Genomic DNA, 15421 nt, shown 5'->3' with positions numbered 1-15421 from the left:
TGAACGCTTGCGAATGAATGTTCATTCATTTATGATAGAAGAGTAAACACGATGGTGATTGCGATTTTTTTTACGCATGAAATGAATCACTATTCATTCTCATTTTAGGGGGGAACACTATGACGAGTCACATCGAACAATCAACCGACCTCCGTTTGACGAACTCAATTCGTTTTGCGGTCGTCATCGGTTCAGGAGTAATGGGGGCGGGGATTGCGGCTCACTTGGCGAACGCGGGGATTCGTTCGCTCATGCTCGACATCGTACCACGTGAATTGACATCTAAAGAGGAAGCGAAAGGGTTGACGCTCGAGTCACCAGAAGTACGCAATCGCATCGCCTCAGAAAACCGTCAAAAACTACTGAAACAAAATCCAGCACCACTTGCGACAGCCGATCATCTCAACTTCATCGAAGTCGGGAACTTAGAAGATGACTTAGAGCGTTTGAAAGAAGCGGATTGGGTCATCGAAGTCGTCGTCGAACGTCTCGATGTGAAGCAACAACTCTTCGAGAGGATTGCACCTTACATCCGTGAAGATGCGATTCTCAGCTCGAACACGTCAGGAATCTCCATCGAAGCGATGGCAAGTGCCCTTCCGGAAGGATTGAAATCACGCTTCCTCGGGACACACTTCTTCAACCCACCACGTTACTTGAAGTTGCTCGAACTCATCCCGACAGAGAAAACAGCCCGTCCGGTCATCGACTTCATGTCACGTTTCGCGGAAGACCGTCTCGGCAAAGGTGTCGTCGAAGCAAAAGACACACCGAACTTCATCGGGAACCGCATCGGGACGTATGGTCTTCTCGTCACGTTTGAAGAGATGCTCAAACAAAACGCTTCAATCGGAGAGATGGACTCGATCACAGGTCCACTCATCGGTCGTCCAAAATCAGCGACATTCCGCACACTCGACGTCGTCGGAATCGACACATTCGTCCACGTGGCGGGGAACGTCTACGAGACACTCGAATCAGGGGAAGAGAAGGACACGTTCGACGTTCCGACAGAAATGAAGCAACTCGTCGAAAAAGGCTGGATCGGACAAAAGGCCGGTCAAGGCTTCTATAAGAAAGAAGGCAAGGTCATCCAGGAGTTGAACCTTCAGACGTTCGAATACGAACAATTGAAAGCGATTACAGGTCCTGAGCTCGATCAAATCAAGTCACTTCCAGGCTCAAAAGCGAAATTGAAAGGTGCCATCTTGAACAAAGGTCGCGTCGGACAATTGCTCTGGCCAATCACGGCGAAGACGCTCGCTTACTCGGCACGTCTCACTGGTGAGATTGCCGATACGATCGTTGCGATTGACGATGCGATGAAGTGGGGCTTCGGTTGGAAATTCGGACCGTTCGAGATGTGGGATGCCCTCGGTGTGGAGAAATCAGTCGAGCGTATGAAAGCGGAAGGCTATGACGTCCCGGCATGGATCGATGAGATGCTTGCTGCAGGCAACACGTCATTCTATAAGGGAGACCAGTATTACGATAAAGCGTCGAAGGCGTATGTTGAGAAGACCGTCAACCCGAAAGAATTGAAACTCAAGCCGCTCGCAAAATCAAACGGTATCATCCTAGAGAACGGTGGGGCACGCCTCGTCGATATCGGCGATGACGTCGTCGCACTCGAATTCACATCGCCAAACAACGCGATCGGTGTCGATATCATGCAGATGATCGAACAGTCGATCGACCGCGTCGAGCAAGACTTCAAAGGAATGGTCCTCGCCAACGATGGCAAGAACTTCTGTGTCGGAGCCAACCTTGCGATGATGCTCATGGAAGCCGAAGACGAGAACTGGTTCGAACTCGATTGGATCATCAACAAGTTCCAACAAGTCGTTCAAAAGATTCGTTATTCAAGTCGCCCGGTCGTTGCCGCACCATACGGCATGACGCTCGGTGGTGGAACGGAAATCAGCTTACCGGCAGCCCGTATGCAAGCCGCGCTTGAGACATATATGGGTCTCGTCGAAGTCGGTGTCGGCCTCATCCCTGGTGGGGGCGGAAACGTCAACACGTACCGTCGTCTCCTTGAGCAGACACCAAAATCGATGCAAAACATCGAGAAGGCTGCGCAACAGACGTTCGAGAACATTGCGATGGCGAAAGTATCGAAGTCGGCATTTGATGCGAAGACACTCGGTTACCACCGTGCGGTCGATGGCATCTCGATGAACCGTGACCACTTGACGTTCGATGCGAAACAGACGGTCCTTGAACTGGCTGACGGGTACACGGCACCGGTTCGTGAAAAGTTACCGGTCGTCGGTCAAACAGGGAAAGCGACGCTCGAACTCGCGGCGTACGAAATGTTCTACGGTGGTTATATTTCAGAGCACGATTTGAAAATTGCGAAGAAACTCGCACACGTCATCAGTGGTGGTGATTTGGCATACGGTACGCTCGTCGACGAACAGTACTTCCTCGACATCGAGCGTGAAGCCTTCTTGAGCCTCATCGGGGAGCCGAAGTCACAACAACGGATGCAACATATGCTCGTGAAAGGCAAACCACTACGCAACTGATAAAGGGGGACAAAACAGATGAGGGAAGCAGTCATCGTAGCCGGCGCACGGACGCCGGTCGGAAAAGCAAAACGCGGTTCGTTCCGTAACGTACGTTCGGACGAGCTCGCGGGATATGCCATCAAGGCAACGCTTGAGCGTTCAGGATATAAAGGCCCGATTGATGACGTCATCATGGGTTGTGCGATGCCAGAAGCGGAGCAAGGGATGAACATCGCTCGCTATGCGGCGGTCCGGGGGGGACTGTCGCACGAAGTTCCAGCGATCACCATCAACCGCTACTGCTCGTCAGGTCTTCAAGCCATCGCGGATGCGGCGGCGAAAATCATGATTGGTCAAGCGACGGCCATCATCGCCGGCGGTATGGAGTCGATGAGCCAAGTCCCGATGGGTGGTCACGTCATCCGTCCAAACCCACACATCATGGAGACGGCACCAGAGTACTACATGAGCATGGGGCATACGGCAGAACGTGTCGCAGCTGAATACAACATCTCGCGCGAAGACCAAGATGCATTTGCTATCAACAGTCACCAAAAGGCGGCGGCAGCCATCGCAGGTGGCAAGTTCCAGGAAGAAATCGTTCCTGTGACGGTCATCGAGCACGTACTCGGTGAAGACGGGAAAGTCGCGGAAGTGGAGAAAGTCGTCAAGCATGACGAAGGTGTCCGTGCCGATTCGACAATCGAAGCGCTCGGTAAACTTCGCCCGGCTTTCAAAATCAAAGGATCGGTCACGGCGGGTAACGCTTCACAAGTATCCGACGGAGCAGCAGCAGTTCTCGTCATGGACCGTGAAGAAGCAGAACGCCAAGGATTGCAACCGATGGCCAAGTTCCTCTCGTTCGCGGTCGGCGGTGTCCGTCCGGAAGTGATGGGAATCGGTCCAGTCGTCGCCATTCCGAAAGCACTCGAGATGGCCGGCGTGAAGTTAGAAGAAGTCGGATTGTTCGAGTTGAACGAAGCGTTCGCGAGTCAGTCACTCGGTGTCATCCGTGAACTCGGCATCGATCCATCGAAAGTGAACGTGAACGGCGGCGCCATCGCCCTCGGTCACCCACTCGGATGTACTGGAGCAAAACTTTCAGTCTCGATCTTGCATGAGATGAAACGACGCAATGAGAAGTATGGGGTTGTCACGATGTGTATCGGCGGCGGAATGGGCGCGGCTGGTGTCTTCGAATTACTTTAAGGGGGAATCGGATATGGAACGTACAGAACATGAATTGATTAAAGGCGGTAGCTTTGTCATTGACGCACTCGACGCAGAGCGTCTCTTCACACCAGAGGATTTCTCAGATGAGCATAAGATGATTGGGGACACGACGGCAGGATTCGTCGATGACCGCGTCATGCCAGTCCTCGAGCGTATCGAGAAACACGAGTTCGACCTCTCTGTCGAATTGTTGAAAGAAGCGGGCGAGCTCGGTCTTCTCGGAGCAGACGTTCCAGAAGAGTACGGCGGTTACCAACTCGATAAAATCTCATCTTCGATCATCACGGAGCGCTTCGCGAAAGCACGTTCGTTCGCGCTCAGCTACGGCGCACACGTCGGGATCGGGACGCTTCCAATCGTCTTCTTCGGATCAGAAGAGCAAAAACACAAGTATTTGCCAAAACTCGCGACAGGTGAATGGATCGCGGCTTACGCCCTCACGGAGCCAGGCTCAGGTTCTGACGCCCTCGGTGCGAAAACGACAGCTGTCTTGAACGAGGCGGGCACGCACTACGTCTTGAACGGTGAGAAACAATGGATCACAAACGCCGGCTTCGCGAACGTGTTCGTCGTCTACGCAAAAATCGATGGCGACAAGTTCAGTGCCTTCATCGTCGAGCGTGACTTCAAAGGAGTCTCAACAGGCGCAGAAGAACAGAAGATGGGAATCAAGGGCTCGTCGACACGTACGCTCATCCTTGAAGATGTCGAAGTACCAGTCGACAACCTTCTCGGTGAAATCGGAAAAGGTCACGTCATCGCCTTCAACATCTTGAACGTCGGTCGTTACAAACTCGCAGTCGGAGCAGTTGGTTCTTCAAAACGTGCATTCGACCTCTCGGTTCAATACGCGAACGAGCGCAAACAGTTCAAGACACCGATCAGCCAATTCCCACTCATCCAAGAGAAATTGGCGACGATGGCAGCGAACATCTATGCGATGGAAAGTTCAGTCTATCGTACAGGTGGTTTGTTCCAGGACAGCTTGGACGCACTCGGTGATGAGAACATGCGCGACGGATCGAAAGTCGCACAAGCAATCGCAGAATACGCGATCGAATGCTCACTCAACAAAGTCTTCGCTTCTGAAACGTTCGACTATGTCGTCGACGAAGCGGTCCAGATTCACGGTGGATACGGATTCATGGCAGAATATGAAGTTGAGAACCTCTACCGTGACTCACGGATCAACCGTATCTTCGAAGGAACGAACGAAATCAACCGTTTGATCGTCCCAGGTACGCTCCTCAAGAAAGCGATGAAAGGTGAATTGCCGCTCCTCGCAGAAGCGCAAAAACTTCAAAAAGAGCTCATGAGCTATATGCCACAAGAATTGGACGGCTCACCACTCGCTCGCGAGAAGATGCTCCTTTCGAACATGAAGAAAATCAACTTGATGGTCGCGGGTACAGCTGTCCAAAAGTATCAACAAGACCTTCAAAACGAACAAGAAATCTTGGCGAAGATTGCAGACATGATCAGTGCCATCTATGCGCTTGAAGCAGCCATCGCTCGTACAGACAAAGCGATTGGACGCACAGGCGAAGAGAAGAACACGCTCAAAGTCCGCTATACAGAAATCTTTGCGGAGCAAGTGTTCAAGCAAGTCGAACTCATGGCGAAAGAAGTATTGTACGCAGCGGCGTCTGGTGACGAGCAACGTATGCTTCTCTCGGCAATGAAGAAGTTCAGCCGCTATCAGCCAATCAATGTAATCGGCACGAAGCGCGAAGTCGCAGCGAGCCTCATCAAAGCGAACAAGTTTATCGTCTAATCAAATGGACAGAAAGGGTGGACCGGACGCGGTCAACCCTTTCTTTTTTTGAGCTCTGCCACGTACAATAGAGACGAGGGGGAGAGACGATGACAAAACGAGATGTATTACTCGACCGGATGGAACGCATTGGACGGTCCGTTGCCGAAAAGGAAGGGACGCTCATGCTGCTCGCATTGGGTTCGATTGGACAAGAGACGGAGCGGTTGGATGAGTATTCGGACCTCGATTTCTTTTTGATTGTCGAGGATGGGCAGAAGGCGCGCTTTATCGACCGACTCGACTGGCTCGAGGTCGAACCGCTTCACTATCAGTTCCAAAACACGAAGGACGGGCATAAGATCATGTACCATGATGGCATTTATGGTGAGTTCGCCGTCTTCGAACTGCATGAACTGGCGACCATCGCCTATACGCCAGGACGTGTCGTCTGGCGACGGGACGAGGCGCTCGAAGTATTTGCGACACCACGCCTCGAAATCACACGTGAATCAGCGGATTATTATTATGAAGAGGCGTTGACGAACCTATATGTCGGCTTACTTCGGGAACGTCGGGGCGAGATGCTCGCCGGATTCGAACTCGTCCAAGTCGCGGCCGTTCAAAACGTCTTGAAGGCGCTCGGCGGACAAGGAGATCCGTTCAATCCGACACGCCGGGTCGAGTCGAGACAGCCGGAGATGATTCCCTTCTTGTCAGATGGGGTAAAAGGATACGGCAGGTCAATCGAGGCGGCAGCGGCGATCTTACGGTTGATCGAAGCGAGGCACGAAGTGAACCCGACGATGAAGCGAGAGATTGAACGGTTGCTTGAGAGGTGAATTGATTTCTCGGAATATGCTACATTGAGAATAGAGGTGATGAACAGATGGTGACACTATACGGCTATCCACCATGCAGTACATGTAAAAAGGCAGAAAAATGGTTGAAGGAACAAGGCATCGAGTATACATACGTTCATATCGTCGAATCGACGCCGACGAAAGCGGAACTCGCCGAACTGTGGAAACAATCAGGTCTACCACTCAAGAAGTTCTTCAATACGAGCGGGCAAGTCTATCGGAACGAAGGCATCAAAGACAAACTGCCAAATCTATCAGAAGACGAACAACTCGAGCTATTAGCAAGCAATGGTATGCTTTTGAAGCGACCAATCGTCACAAATGGTGAAAAAACGACCGTCGGATTTTCAGAAAAGTCCTTTACGGACGTTTGGGGCTAAGTGCTATAATACAGATGTGAGTCTAATTTATTTGAGGGGGAAGTTAGGATGAGCAAAGTACCAGCAAATTTACGTTATTCAAAAGAACATGAGTGGGTAGAAGTAAACGGAACGAAAGCCCGCATCGGCATCACGGATTTCGCACAAAGCGAACTAGGGGATATCGTGTTTGTCGAACTCCCAGAAGTCGATGGTACGATTTTGCTCGACGAGCCATTCGGTTCAGTCGAATCAGTGAAGACGGTCTCTGAGTTGTATGCACCAGTATCAGGTCGCATCACAGCAGTGAACGAGGACCTCGCGGATTCTCCAGAACTCGTCAACGAGTCACCGTTTGAAAACGCATGGATGATCGAAGTCGAGTTGACGGAAGAGTCAGACCTCGACAAGCTCATGTCTGCAGAAGAATACGAAGCGATGATTCAAGGATAATCAAAACCGGCCTCTCCAATGGAGAAGCCGGCTTTTTTTACTCGAAATCGAGTCGGTAATGATCGGATTTGACGAGAGTCGCCCGTTCAAACACGCGATAGAAGAAGATTCCGAGTGCGACGGGAATCAGACCGAACAAGACGATGACGAGCAGGACGTTGAAGAGAGCGAATCCACCCGGCATGAGATGAAGGGCGTTCACTGGACCGATGAGTCCTGACACCCCGAACCCGGCGCTGATTGGCGTTCCCTCAATTTTCAGGATTCCAGCGAGCGCACCGAGAATCGCCGCATTTGCCAAAATGGGAAGCATCATGATGGGGCGTCGGACAAAGTTCGCCATCTGAATCTTCGGAGAACCGAGGAAATGGGCAATCGATGTGCCGGTCGCGTTCGCCTGCCATCCGGCGATCGCGAGACCGAATCCGGCTGCAACGACTCCGAGGTTCGCCGCACCCGCCGCGACACCGGACAGGCTGATGGCCGTCGCAATCCCGACGGTCGAGATCGGCGAAACGATGATGAGCGAGAACGCCATGGCGATCAGGATCCCCATCAGGACCGGTTGCAGGTCAGTCATGGTCATGATGAGTAGACCGACATACGTCGTGATTTGGGAGATGTACGTCAGTAGGAAAGTACCGATGCCTCCTGCGACGACAATGATGGTCATCGGCATAACAATGACCGTATACGTCTTCAAGTGGGGAGCGAGCTTCATGACTAGAAGTGTAGCGATTGCAGCGGTCACACCGGCTGTGATCACATCCCCGATGCCCGCCATCACGAACGCACCTTCGTCGATTCGAACGGCACCGCTACCGACATACGTTGCAATCGCGATCGTCCCGGCTTCGAGAATCGATCGTCCGAACTGCATGGCGACCGCTAGCCCGATAATGGCTGGCAGAAGCCGCATCGCAATCGTCGTCGCATCCAATATGAATTGAAGAGACGGAAAATACGGAAGTATGGCTTTCGTTAATTCACCGAGTAGTGCGCTCGGGATAAGGGCGATCAGAATCGCCATGCTGAGACCGTTTAAGACGTTCATCGTGAACTGTTTCATCGTACCTGTTGTTGGTTCCGTCATCATTCATTCACCTGTCCTTCTTCTTTGCTGTTATGTACAAAAGCGATAAAGTTAGAACCCATATTATTCCTCTCACCAGAAAGAGTCAAGAGAATCATTGAAAAATTCTGAATTTTTACGAGAGCACGATTTTTGAACGGGAATCCATCGCCCCTTATAATGACAAGAGAGGTGAGAAGAATGATTACAGACGGATTCTTATATATATACGCCCCGATGTGTGGTACATGCGCTGTGGCGGAAAAAATGTTGACGGTCGTCGAAGCGGTCGACCCTGAAATTAAAATCGAAAAGCGAGATGCGAACTATATCCCAAAAGAGCTAGAAGCCTACCAAGTGATGAGCGTACCCGCCCTGTTGAAGCTTGAAAATGGCGAGGTTCAAGATCGATTGTACGCGTTTCAAAATGTGCAACATGTCCTCTCTTTCGTGAAGTGAGAGAGGAACATTAGAATAATCTGAAAATTTTAAATAATCAGTTGACACAGAAAGTTCACGAATGGTATATTCATTACAACATCTTACTTGAACACAAAATAGGACGCGATATTCCCGATATCAAGACGTTTTGGCGAAGCCGCTGCTACCTTTATACGAATACACGTCAGTCTTCCCTTCGATTGTCCCCCAAAAAAATCAAGCGAAGACAGACGTTCCGTATAATCGCACGGTCCAAGCTAAGATCGAGTGATGATTGGTGAATCTCCCCCATATAAGGATGTAAATCTTGAACGGGCAAAAGATTTTCATCTATGGGCTGTCCTTCCGTGACTCAAGGTGCTACGTTCTGTGTCGTCCTCGGACGGCACCTTTTTTTAATTTTTTTGAAAAAAGGATTTGACAGCAGAAAAAGCTGTCGCTATGATAAAGCTAATCGAATACACAACACTCTTATCAAGAGAGGCTGAGGGACTGGCCCTATGACGCCCAGCAACCGCGGAGCAATCCGAAATGGTGCTAATTCCAGCAAGGTGAGAAACCTTGACAGATGAGAGCAATCGTTGTCCGTACGATAAAGTGCGCACGTTTGCTCAAACGTGCGCGCTTTTTTTGTTGTCAGGAGGGAAAGGTATTGATTCAATTACGAAACGTCGCCAAATGGTTCGATACGAAGAATGGTCGTGTCCAGGCGGTCGATGATGTATCACTAACGATTGATCGCGGTGAAATTTTTGGAATAATCGGATATTCGGGGGCGGGGAAGTCGACGCTCATCCGATTACTCAACCGTCTCGAGTCTCCGTCAAGCGGTGAAATCGAGGTCGCCGGGAGTGAGCTCACGAAGCTCAGCCCGAAAGAACTACGGGGAGTTCGCAAGAACGTCTCGATGGTCTTCCAGCACTTTAATCTTCTGTGGTCGCGCACGGTCGCAGAAAACATCAGTTTCCCACTAGAACTGATCGGGGTTCCGGCAAGTGAGCGGAAACGACGCGTCCAGGAACTCGTCGAGCTCGTAGGTTTGGCTGGTCGTGAGGATAGCTATCCATCGCAACTGTCGGGCGGTCAAAAACAGCGAGTCGGGATCGCCCGCGCGCTCGCTACCAATCCTGAGGTTCTCCTCTGTGACGAAGCGACAAGCGCGCTCGACCCGAAGACGACGGATTCGATTCTCGAACTGCTCGTCAGCATCAATAAGAAACTCGGATTGACGATTGTCCTTATCACGCATGAGATGCACGTCATCCAAAAGATTTGTCACCGTGTCGCCGTGATGGAGGCCGGAAAAGTCGTCGAGACGGGTCAAGTTTCGGACGTGTTCCAACATCCGGAGCAACCGATTACGAAAGAATTCGTCAAGCAAATCGGGGCGGTCGACGATCTGTCGCTCACGTTCGAACATCTTAAAGAACGGTATCCGAGCGGTCAAATCGTCAAATTGAAATTCTTGAAGGAGACGGCAGAACAACCGATTTTGTCTGACGTCCTCAAGACGCATGATATCGGATTCAACATCATCGGCGGGAACGTGACCCAGTCACAAGTCGGTGCGCTCGGTACGCTATTCATCCAACTGATTGGGGAAGCAAGTGAAATCGAACGTGCCATCACGTCGATTCGTTCGCAATCCGTAGAAGTGGAGGTGGAAAGCGATGTTTCCTAACGTAGATTGGCAAATTATGATGGAACAGACTTGGGAGACGCTGTACATGACGCTCGTCGCAGGTGTGGCGACGTTTGTGATCGGACTCGCTTTAGGTTTGATTCTCTACATTACAAACGAATCACTTTTATTGAAGAATCGTCCGATTTACGTTTTCGTCAGCGCGATCGTCAACGTGTTCCGTTCGATTCCGTTCATCATCTTAATTATCTTACTCATCCCGTTCACGTTGTTCCTACTCGGTACGATGCTCGGTTCGACGGCGGCGCTTCCTGCGCTCATCATCGGAGCGGCACCGTTTTACGCTCGGATGGTCGAACTTGCGCTTCGTGAAGTCGACCGTGGCGTCATCGAGGCGGCCGAATCGATGGGAGCGACGAAATGGCAAATTATCTATAAAGTCTTGATTCCGGAAGCTCTTCCGGCAATCGTGTCGGGACTCACGGTGACCATCGTTGCCATCGTCGGTTATACGGCAATGGCGGGAGTCGTTGGGGGTGGCGGACTCGGGAACTTGGCCTTCTTGGAAGGGTTCCAACGCTCACAAAACGATGTCACGTTCGTGGCGACGGTGCTCATCTTGATCATCGTATTCGTCATCCAGTTCATCGGTGACCGACTCGTCACAAAAATTGATAAACGTTCAGCTTAATCACACATATACCATTTGGAGGGATTCATTATGAAAACTTGGAAAACAGTACTCGGATTGACAGCTTTATCAGCATTCACGGTTCTCGCAGCTTGCGGCGGGGAAGAGGCAGAAACAGGTTCTGGCGATGACAAAACATTGATCGTCGGTGCGTCAAACGTACCGCACGCTGAGATTTTAGAGCACGTACAAGAAGAATATGAAGCAAAGGGCTACAAACTCGAAATCAAGAAGTTCCAAGACTACGTGCTTCCAAACAAGACGCTCGCGAGCGGGGAACTCGATGCGAACTACTTCCAACACGAACCATACCTCAAGTCACAAATGGCTGAAAACAAAGACTACAAATTCGCATCAGCAGGTGGCGTTCACATCGAGCCGATTGGTGTCTACTCACAAAAATACAAGTCGCTCGACGAGCTTCCTGAAGGTGCAGAAATCATCATGAGCTCTTCGGTCGCTGACCACGGACGAATCCTTACGATGCTCCAGTCAGAAGGTCTCATCACGCTTGCTGAAGGCAAAACGGTCGATGCGACAGTCGCTGACATCGTCGACAACCCGAAAGACTTGAAATTCAAGACGGATGTGGAAGCAGCACTTCTTCCGACAGCTTACAATAACGGAGAAGGCGATGCGGTCCTCATCAACACGAACTATGCGATCGATGCAGGCCTTAACCCACTTGAAGATGCAATCGCACTCGAAGGTGAAGATTCACCATACGTCAACTTGATCGTCACGCGTGAAGGGGACGAAGAAGATGAGCGCGTCAAAGCACTCCTCGAAGTATTGACGTCTGAAGAGACACAACAGTGGATCTTGGACGAATACAAAGGTGCGGTCGTACCGGTCAAACAATAAGTCATCTCGACTCAGGAGTCTTCCTCCTGGGTCTTTTTTTGTCTAGTGTTCTTTCATAAAGAGAAGTACACTACATATATGAAAGAAAAGGGGGGATTTGGATGAAGCTCAGACAGATTCATCCACTGACGTGGGGTGTCCTGTTCGGGACGTTTTTTGCACGACTGGCGACGTTTTTTGTCATGCCATTTTTTGCGATCTATCTAGCTACGCTCGGCTTTTCAGCGAGTGTGATCGGAACGATCTTTGCCGTGACGGCACTTTCAGGTCTGTTCATGAGCTTCTTTGGGGGGACACTCTCTGATCGGTATGGACGAAAACAGCTCATGTTGATCGGGATCGTGCTGAATGCCGTCACGTTCGCTGGTCTCGCACTTGCGACGGAACTGTTTTGGTTTTACTTGCTATCGATGTTGATGGGGATGTCGCGATCATTCCTAGAACCGGCTTCGCGTGCACTCATCAGTGATACGACGCAGGCAGATCAGCGAGTCATCGTCTATAATGTCCGTTACTTCATGATTAATATCGCCGCGGCCATCGGACCACTCTTAGCTGTCGTTTTATCACTCACTGGTGTGAAGACTGCATTCTTCGTCGTGACGGCTGTCTACATATTATACGGGATCATTATATCTATCTTGTTTTACAAATATCCGTTTGAAGAAGGGGACGGAATCAAGGCACGCCCGCGCTTGACGGAGACGTTTCGTGTTCTGAGAGATGACCGAACGTTTCGGGCGGTCATCATCGGGATGATCTTCGCGATTATCGGTTATAGCCAGTTCAATTCGACGCTCCCGCAATTCATCGCGCTACGCGATGGATTAGAAGAAGGCTCGAGATTATTCGCCTACTTATTAACGACGAACGCCATCACGGTTCTCATCGTCCAATATCCGATTATGCGTTTCGGGATTCGTGTCTCTCCGATCAAGTCACTCTTTTTCGGGATTTCGACCTTGTCATTCGGACTTTTGCTTATTGGATTTGCGACGGTAGAGTGGGTACTATTTGTCGCGATGGCCATCTTTACCGTCGGAGAGGTGTTGATGTTCACCATGACGGACGTCTTGACGGATGAACTCGCGCCGGAACATTTAAGAGGGACGTATTTCGGGGCAATGGGATTGACATCACTCGGTCAGACGGTCGGACCGATTATCGGTGGCGTGTTACTGGATACATTCGGTCAGTCGTCGCTTCCTGTATTCGGAAGTTTGGCACTCTTGACGGGGTGTGGTGCCTTCTTCTTCGCGGCTGCCGTACGAGAGCGGAAAGCAGTCCTCGCACTCGTCGAAGAAAATGCCGGATAATGTCTTGATTTCCTACTATTAGCATTCTCAACTTTTATCATTCTATTGAGAATGAATTCTAAGGTGAGTCGCTTGAAATAAAAAAATGACTAGTCTAAGATTAGAATATATCTAATCTACGCCATTCACTATGGCGAGAAAATACGGAAGGGGTATCCGAATGTCTAACGTACCACAAATGAAAATTGATGACCTCCGCGTCTCAATCGAAGGAAAAGAGATTGTCAAAGGTCTTAACCTAGAAATTAAAGGTGGCGAAATTCATGCCATCATGGGTCCTAACGGGACTGGTAAATCAACACTCGCATCAGCACTCATGGGTCATCCACTTTATGAGGTCACTGGGGGAAGCGTCGAATTAAACGGCGAAGATGTCCTCGAGATGGAAGTCGACGAGCGCGCACAAGCAGGGATGTTCCTTGCGATGCAGTACCCGGCTGAAATCAGTGGTGTCACAAACGCGGACTTCTTGCGTTCGGCAATCAACTCACGTCGTGAAGAAGGTCAAGAAATCTCGCTCATGAAGTTCATCCGTGAACTCGATGCGAAGATGGAGCTTCTCGAAATCCCTTCAGAAATGGCACACCGTTATTTAAACGAAGGATTCTCAGGCGGTGAGAAGAAGCGTAACGAAATTCTTCAAATGATGATGATTCAACCGAACATCGCCATCTTGGATGAAATCGACTCAGGTCTTGATATCGATGCCCTTAAAGTCGTTGCCAAAGGCGTAAACGAAATGCGTTCAGAAGAGTTCGGCTGCTTGATCATCACGCACTACCAACGTCTCCTCAACTATATTGAGCCAGACTTCGTACACATCATGATGGACGGGAAAATCGTCATGTCTGGTGGTAAAGAGCTCGCACAGCGACTCGAGGCAGAAGGTTACGACTGGGTGAAGCAAGAACTCGGAATGACAGTAGACACAGAAGCGTAAGGAGGCTGTACGATGACCGTACAATTTGAATTGGATGCACAAGCGTTGTCGGCACGTGCAGAAGCGCTCGGCGGACCAGCATGGATGGTCAACCGTCGTAAAGAGGCAGCAGAACTTGCGCCGACACTTGCTTTGCCAAAAGTTGAAAAAATTAAGATTGATAAGTGGGACTTCACAGCGGGAGATGTCGAGCTCGAACAAAAAGACGGCTTGACAGCGGACATCGAATCACTCCTCGGAGACCACCGGACAAACGTGCTCGTTGAACGCAACGGTCATGTCGTCTATAACGAATTGTCTATGCCTGAAGGCGTCTTGTTCATGGGAATCAAAGAAGCGATGGAGCAACATCCTGAGCTCGTTGAGAAATACTTCATGACGGAAGGCGTACGTGTCGATGAAGAACGTCTTTCGGCGTTGAATGCTGCCCTCACAAACGGTGGTGCATTCATCTACGTACCGAAAAACACGCAATTGAAAGATCCGCTTCAAGCGATCTTCACGATGGAACAGGCGAACGGTGCCCTCTATCACCACACGATCCTCGTCGCTGACGAAGGTAGTGAAGTGACATACATCGAAAACTTCCTTTCTGGCACGAATGAACCGCACACGGTCAACGTCGTGACGGAAGTATTCGCTGGAGAGAACGCGAAAGTCGTCTTCGGTGGTGTCGATCAGCTCGCTGAATCAGCACTTACGTTCATGAATCGTCGCGGTGTCGTCTATGCGAACGGTCGCCTCGATTGGGCGCTCGGTCACATGAACGACGGGAACTCGGTCGTCGAGACGAAGACTCACCTCGTCGGCGACAACACGTATTCAGATACAAAAGCTGTGACAATCGGTCGCGGTGCACAGAAACAAAACTTCAACATTCGTACCGACCACTTCGGGAAAGCATCTGAAGGGTTCATCTTGATTCACGGTGTCCAAAAAGACGCAGCCACTGCAATCTTCAGCGGAACATCGATGATTCACCACGGTGCGTCAAAATCGAACGGGGTGCAAACAGAGCGCGTCTTGATGCTCTCTGAAAAAGCACGTGGGGATGCCAACCCGATTCTTCTCATCGATGAAGACGATGTTATGGCAGGTCACGCAGCTTCGGTCGGTCGTGTCGATGATGTTCAATTGTACTACTTGATGAGCCGTGGTTTGTCTCGCCAAGAGGCAGAGCGTTTAATCATCCACGGATTCTTGACGCCTGTCGTCGAAGAACTCGCAATCGATTCGGTCAAAGACCGACTCCGCGAAGTCATCGAAGGGAAAGTACGTTAA

14 protein-coding genes and 1 riboswitch are annotated in these 15421 nt (G+C 50.5%); of the genes, 13 read left to right on the top strand and 1 reads right to left on the bottom strand.

What is annotated here, in order from left to right; genetic code table 11:
- Nucleotides 1-119 precede the first annotated feature (119 nt).
- From BV910_RS10530 to gcvH, 6 genes are all read left to right on the top strand, one after another.
- Nucleotides 120-2531, top strand: a complete 2412-nt coding sequence (locus BV910_RS10530; protein ID WP_078147278.1) for a 3-hydroxyacyl-CoA dehydrogenase/enoyl-CoA hydratase family protein — start codon at nucleotides 120-122, stop codon at nucleotides 2529-2531.
- Between the two features lie 18 nt (nucleotides 2532-2549).
- Nucleotides 2550-3722 (top strand): acetyl-CoA C-acetyltransferase, encoded by a 1173-nt coding sequence (locus tag BV910_RS10525; protein WP_012726865.1) that lies wholly within the window; start codon nucleotides 2550-2552, stop codon nucleotides 3720-3722.
- Nucleotides 3723-3735: 13 nt separating this feature from the next.
- Nucleotides 3736-5520: an acyl-CoA dehydrogenase family protein gene (locus BV910_RS10520; RefSeq protein ID WP_047795113.1), complete on the top strand. Its 1785-nt coding sequence runs from the start codon at nucleotides 3736-3738 to the stop codon at nucleotides 5518-5520.
- Between the two features lie 89 nt (nucleotides 5521-5609).
- Nucleotides 5610-6341, top strand: a complete 732-nt coding sequence (locus BV910_RS10515) for a hypothetical protein (protein WP_078147277.1) — start codon at nucleotides 5610-5612, stop codon at nucleotides 6339-6341.
- A gap of 47 nt (nucleotides 6342-6388) precedes the next feature.
- Complete coding sequence (locus tag BV910_RS10510) at nucleotides 6389-6742, top strand: arsenate reductase family protein (RefSeq protein ID WP_078147276.1); 354 nt, start codon at nucleotides 6389-6391, stop codon at nucleotides 6740-6742.
- A 48-nt stretch (nucleotides 6743-6790) separates the two neighbouring features.
- Entirely contained in the window at nucleotides 6791-7174 is a 384-nt protein-coding gene (gene gcvH, locus BV910_RS10505) for a glycine cleavage system protein GcvH (protein ID WP_012726861.1), read from the top strand.
- 37 nt (nucleotides 7175-7211) lie between these two features.
- Here gcvH and BV910_RS10500 read toward each other — a convergent pair whose 3' ends face one another.
- Nucleotides 7212-8267, bottom strand: coding sequence for a PTS sugar transporter subunit IIC (locus tag BV910_RS10500; RefSeq protein WP_168169851.1), 1056 nt, complete (start codon nucleotides 8265-8267; stop codon nucleotides 7212-7214).
- Nucleotides 8268-8447: 180 nt separating this feature from the next.
- Here BV910_RS10500 and BV910_RS10495 point away from each other — a divergent pair, with 180 nt between their 5' ends.
- From BV910_RS10495 to sufD, 7 genes are all read left to right on the top strand, one after another.
- On the top strand, nucleotides 8448-8705 hold the full coding sequence (locus BV910_RS10495; RefSeq protein WP_078147274.1) for a thioredoxin family protein: 258 nt from the start codon (nucleotides 8448-8450) through the stop codon (nucleotides 8703-8705).
- Nucleotides 8706-9155: 450 nt separating this feature from the next.
- Nucleotides 9156-9262, top strand: a riboswitch (SAM riboswitch).
- 77 nt (nucleotides 9263-9339) lie between these two features.
- Nucleotides 9340-10368, top strand: a complete 1029-nt coding sequence (locus BV910_RS10490) for a methionine ABC transporter ATP-binding protein (RefSeq protein ID WP_078147273.1) — start codon at nucleotides 9340-9342, stop codon at nucleotides 10366-10368.
- Nucleotides 10358-11020, top strand: coding sequence for a methionine ABC transporter permease (locus BV910_RS10485; protein ID WP_012726857.1), 663 nt, complete (start codon nucleotides 10358-10360; stop codon nucleotides 11018-11020). Before BV910_RS10490 ends, BV910_RS10485 begins: the two co-directional genes overlap by 11 nt.
- A gap of 30 nt (nucleotides 11021-11050) precedes the next feature.
- Complete coding sequence (locus tag BV910_RS10480) at nucleotides 11051-11884, top strand: MetQ/NlpA family ABC transporter substrate-binding protein (RefSeq protein ID WP_012726856.1); 834 nt, start codon at nucleotides 11051-11053, stop codon at nucleotides 11882-11884.
- A gap of 101 nt (nucleotides 11885-11985) precedes the next feature.
- A complete protein-coding gene (locus BV910_RS10475; RefSeq protein WP_078147272.1) occupies nucleotides 11986-13200 on the top strand; it encodes an MDR family MFS transporter in 1215 nt (404 codons plus the stop codon).
- 178 nt (nucleotides 13201-13378) lie between these two features.
- Entirely contained in the window at nucleotides 13379-14140 is a 762-nt protein-coding gene (gene sufC, locus BV910_RS10470) for a Fe-S cluster assembly ATPase SufC (protein ID WP_143180266.1), read from the top strand.
- Between the two features lie 12 nt (nucleotides 14141-14152).
- Complete coding sequence (gene sufD / locus BV910_RS10465; RefSeq protein ID WP_074036358.1) at nucleotides 14153-15421, top strand: Fe-S cluster assembly protein SufD; 1269 nt, start codon at nucleotides 14153-14155, stop codon at nucleotides 15419-15421.

The sequence above is a fragment of the Exiguobacterium sp. HVEsp1 genome, from assembly GCF_002009685.1.
Classification (GTDB): domain Bacteria; phylum Bacillota; class Bacilli; order Exiguobacteriales; family Exiguobacteriaceae; genus Exiguobacterium; species Exiguobacterium profundum.
Note: the sequence above shows the minus strand (reverse complement) of the source record. Positions and strands in the feature narration are given on the sequence as shown.

Bases quoted from the DNA above. Each gene is read 5' to 3' on its own strand.
- BV910_RS10525 (WP_012726865.1), top strand. From the start codon at position 2,550: ATGAGGGAAGCAGTCATCGTAGCCGGCGCACGGACGCCGGTCGGAAAA.
- gcvH (WP_012726861.1), top strand. From the start codon at position 6,791: ATGAGCAAAGTACCAGCAAATTTACGTTATTCAAAAGAACATGAGTGG.
- sufD (WP_074036358.1), top strand. From the start codon at position 14,153: ATGACCGTACAATTTGAATTGGATGCACAAGCGTTGTCGGCACGTGCA.
- BV910_RS10510 (WP_078147276.1), top strand. From the start codon at position 6,389: ATGGTGACACTATACGGCTATCCACCATGCAGTACATGTAAAAAGGCA.
- BV910_RS10485 (WP_012726857.1), top strand. From the start codon at position 10,358: ATGTTTCCTAACGTAGATTGGCAAATTATGATGGAACAGACTTGGGAG.
- BV910_RS10475 (WP_078147272.1), top strand. From the start codon at position 11,986: ATGAAGCTCAGACAGATTCATCCACTGACGTGGGGTGTCCTGTTCGGG.
- sufC (WP_143180266.1), top strand. From the start codon at position 13,379: ATGAAAATTGATGACCTCCGCGTCTCAATCGAAGGAAAAGAGATTGTC.
- BV910_RS10500 (WP_168169851.1), bottom strand. From the start codon at position 8,267: ATGACGGAACCAACAACAGGTACGATGAAACAGTTCACGATGAACGTC.
- BV910_RS10530 (WP_078147278.1), top strand. From the start codon at position 120: ATGACGAGTCACATCGAACAATCAACCGACCTCCGTTTGACGAACTCA.
- BV910_RS10515 (WP_078147277.1), top strand. From the start codon at position 5,610: ATGACAAAACGAGATGTATTACTCGACCGGATGGAACGCATTGGACGG.
- BV910_RS10520 (WP_047795113.1), top strand. From the start codon at position 3,736: ATGGAACGTACAGAACATGAATTGATTAAAGGCGGTAGCTTTGTCATT.
- BV910_RS10480 (WP_012726856.1), top strand. From the start codon at position 11,051: ATGAAAACTTGGAAAACAGTACTCGGATTGACAGCTTTATCAGCATTC.
- BV910_RS10495 (WP_078147274.1), top strand. From the start codon at position 8,448: ATGATTACAGACGGATTCTTATATATATACGCCCCGATGTGTGGTACA.